3 protein-coding genes are annotated in these 2,798 nt (G+C 52.6%); 1 reads left to right on the top strand and 2 read right to left on the bottom strand.

All coding sequences use genetic code 11. The annotated features are described in order from the left end of the window. Positions 1–236: 236 nt before the first annotated feature. Positions 237–908: an SOS response-associated peptidase family protein gene (locus tag RTK32_RS20845; RefSeq protein WP_312047278.1), complete on the bottom strand. Its 672-nt coding sequence runs from the start codon at positions 906–908 to the stop codon at positions 237–239. 251 nt (positions 909–1,159) lie between these two features. On the opposite strand from RTK32_RS20845, the gene RTK32_RS20840 reads away from it, so the two are divergent. Continuing rightward, a complete protein-coding gene (locus tag RTK32_RS20840; protein ID WP_312047276.1) occupies positions 1,160–1,294 on the top strand; it encodes a hypothetical protein in 135 nt (44 codons plus the stop codon). 435 nt (positions 1,295–1,729) lie between these two features. Here the strand turns inward: RTK32_RS20840 and RTK32_RS20835 are convergent. Beyond that, positions 1,730–2,798, bottom strand: a 1,069-nt coding sequence (locus RTK32_RS20835; RefSeq protein WP_312047275.1) for a 6-phospho-beta-glucosidase, incomplete at its 5' end; no start/stop codon positions are given.

The raw sequence follows: 2,798 nt of genomic DNA, 5'->3' as shown, positions 1-2,798 counted from the left end.
TCTGATGCTCTAGTCGTCGCGTGTCTGACCGCAATCACTTTACCGTCCGGCTCTGGCGCTTTCAGTCTTGCGTGTCTGACCGAGGCTAATCGTAACCATATCACCCTGCCCTGATGCTTTCGGTCTTCACGTCTCTGGCTGCATGCAGTTAACCGTTACCTTACCGCCCCTGCTCTGACGCTTTAGGCGTCGCGTGTCTGACCGCAAATCACTACCCTATCGCCCTGCCCACAACATCAGGCGGGTTCAACCTCCTCGATCAGATCGGCACGCTGATTTTTGATATTTCCCACAGCTTTACTCACCGGATGCCAGGCGAATTCGTCGATCGGTACTGCCCCTTCTTTTGCTATCCCGCTGGCCTGCTCCGCGGTGGTTTTTCCACTCATCCAGGCAAGCGCCGCTTCGGGCGTCAATACCAGCGGACGACGATCGTGGATATCCAGCAATCCTTTATCGCTGGCGGCCGTCACGATCGCAAAACCTTCATCCTCTTTGTCATACGGCGCTTTTCCGATAGCCGCGAAAAAAAGTGGCTCGCTGCGCTGATGATAAATAAAGTAAGGCTGCTTGTTACTGCCGTCGCGTTTCCATTCGTACCAGCCGTCAGCCATCACTATCGCCCGTCCGCTGTGCCACAGCGGCTTAAACATTTTTCCGGTCGCCGCCGTTTCCGATTTGGCATTGATCAGCGGCTGCTTGTGCCACCAGGCCGGGCGGTATCCCCAATGAACCGGGTCAAGATGGAGGGTTGCGTCACGCTCGTTAAGGAGCAGGACACGCGTACCCGGTGCCACGTTGTAGCGGCCAAGCGGCTCAGGATCGTAAGCGATATCTCGCGCCAGGGTAGTGTTAAAGGCTTCCAGATAAGCCTCACGGGATTGGTATTGAGTAAAACGTCCGCACATAGTTTCCTCCTGTCCGTTAAGCGTAGCAGTGAAAAAAAACGGATCCGCCCGGTTTTTTCTTAGCATGGCCGGAGCAGAGGGTCATGTTTGCGTAACGGGTCTTTATTGATTAAGGCTGCTTATTTTACAGCCGCCAATGCATCCGGGCTGCATCAGCAGGACACCCGTAAAAATACTGTTTTTTTATCAGGATTCTTATTGCTATTTATAAGCGTATATTATCTTTTCTTCGTTACCTAAAGAGAACAGAGATGAGAAAAACGATCTTGCTTTTAGTGGTTGCCCTGGCAGGTACGCTGTCCGCCTCGGCGTTTGCCTGTCCTAAGGGACAACACCCCCATGGCGGTACCGGTTCCCATCACAAAGGCGGCTATTGCTCTTACTGATTTTATTTTCAGAGCACCCCCCACGTGATTTTTTTATCAAGGCGCAAGCATTTATCAGCATGGCAAAGACCTGACACAGCAAGATTGCGCCTTTTATAACGGCTTTATAAGCACGGATTCAGTAATCGCACGCCGTTAACAGCTGAATAGTGCTGCCATACACAGCCAGCCCTTACCGATCATCAGTGAATCGCCCCAGAACAGCAGGCTCCCGTCAGAAAACCAGTGCAATAAACAAATCGTTGAGCGCGCCAAAAAACCAGCCACGACGTTGAATGGCTTCTTTCCGATCCAGAGAGAACACCTCTTTCTAACGTTTCGCAGGCATGATGCCTTTATTTATTAACAAGGGGAGCAGCTGAACAGCGGTGACATCGGGCAGGCATCAGACGTTTTACAGGCCTGCCGACCAGCATGGACGGCAGGCAAAGACTATCAGGCATGCGCCTCACGGTCAGCCAGCAGCTGGTCGACAAACGCAACGATTTCTGGTTTATCCCGTTCTATTTGCGCTATTTTTTCAGCAAATTTGGGCAGATACGCTTTATGTGCATACAGTAACGAATCCAGCACCTTGATGGCGGTATCGCCAGCCGGGATCAGCGGATTGATGGTAAATGCATGGAGCGCTGCGCCGTAATCGCCGGTGACGGCGGCTTCGATAGTGGTTTCCTCCATGGCTTTCATCAGCTGAATCATGCCGCGTGCGGCAGGCGGCAGCGCCCCCCAACGCAAAGGCTCCGGGCCATGCGCGGTAATGGCCGCGGTGACTTCGACAATGCAGTCAAAAGGCAAATCGGCGATAGCGCCGTTATTGCGTGTGGAGACCACCATCTGTTTGCCCGTGTTGTTCTGGATTGCGGCGATCAGATCGCAGGCCGCATCACTATAGTGTGCGCCGCCACGCTGGCTCAGCTCGGCTGGTTTGTAGTTAAGGTTCACGTCCTTATAGAGTTCAAACAGCCGTTTTTCGGTTTTTTTCACTACCTCGGCACGCGTTTCGTAACCGGTAAACTCTTCAACGGCATGCGCCAGCATCGGCTCCTGCAAATAGTAATAGCGATGATAGCCGCACGGCAGCAGCCCAAGATGTTTGACCTGCTCGTAATAGAAAGGGATCTGATGAATATTTTTAAGCCCTTCATCAGAGCGATCGCGCTGTTCTGGCGCATAGATTTTATCAATCAGCTCGGCGGTGCGTTCATTCCCCGCCTTATCCCAGACGCGGTGCCAGTGAAAATGATTCAGCCCGGCGAACTTAAAATTCAGTTCGGCTTCTTCTGTCTCCAGCTGTTCGCAGGCCTGAGTAATATGGCTGAAAGGCACGTTGCATAAGCCTACCGTTTTTTCCCAGTGACCATATTTGATAGCGGCTTCCGTTACCATACCGGCCGGATTAGTGAAGTCCACCAGCCAGGCGTTGGGGCAAAGCGCGCGCATATCTTCAATAATTTCCAGGATAACGGGAATGGTGCGAAACGCTTTGAACAACCCGCCCGCACCG

This window comes from Erwinia sp., assembly GCF_031978025.1.
In the GTDB taxonomy this organism is placed as follows: Bacteria; Pseudomonadota; Gammaproteobacteria; order Enterobacterales; family Enterobacteriaceae; genus Erwinia.
Note: the sequence above shows the minus strand (reverse complement) of the source record. Positions and strands in the feature narration are given on the sequence as shown.

Excerpts from the sequence above, each read along its gene's own strand:
- RTK32_RS20845 (WP_312047278.1), bottom strand. The coding sequence starts at position 908 with ATGTGCGGACGTTTTACTCAATACCAATCCCGTGAGGCTTATCTGGAA.
- RTK32_RS20840 (WP_312047276.1), top strand. The coding sequence starts at position 1,160 with ATGAGAAAAACGATCTTGCTTTTAGTGGTTGCCCTGGCAGGTACGCTG.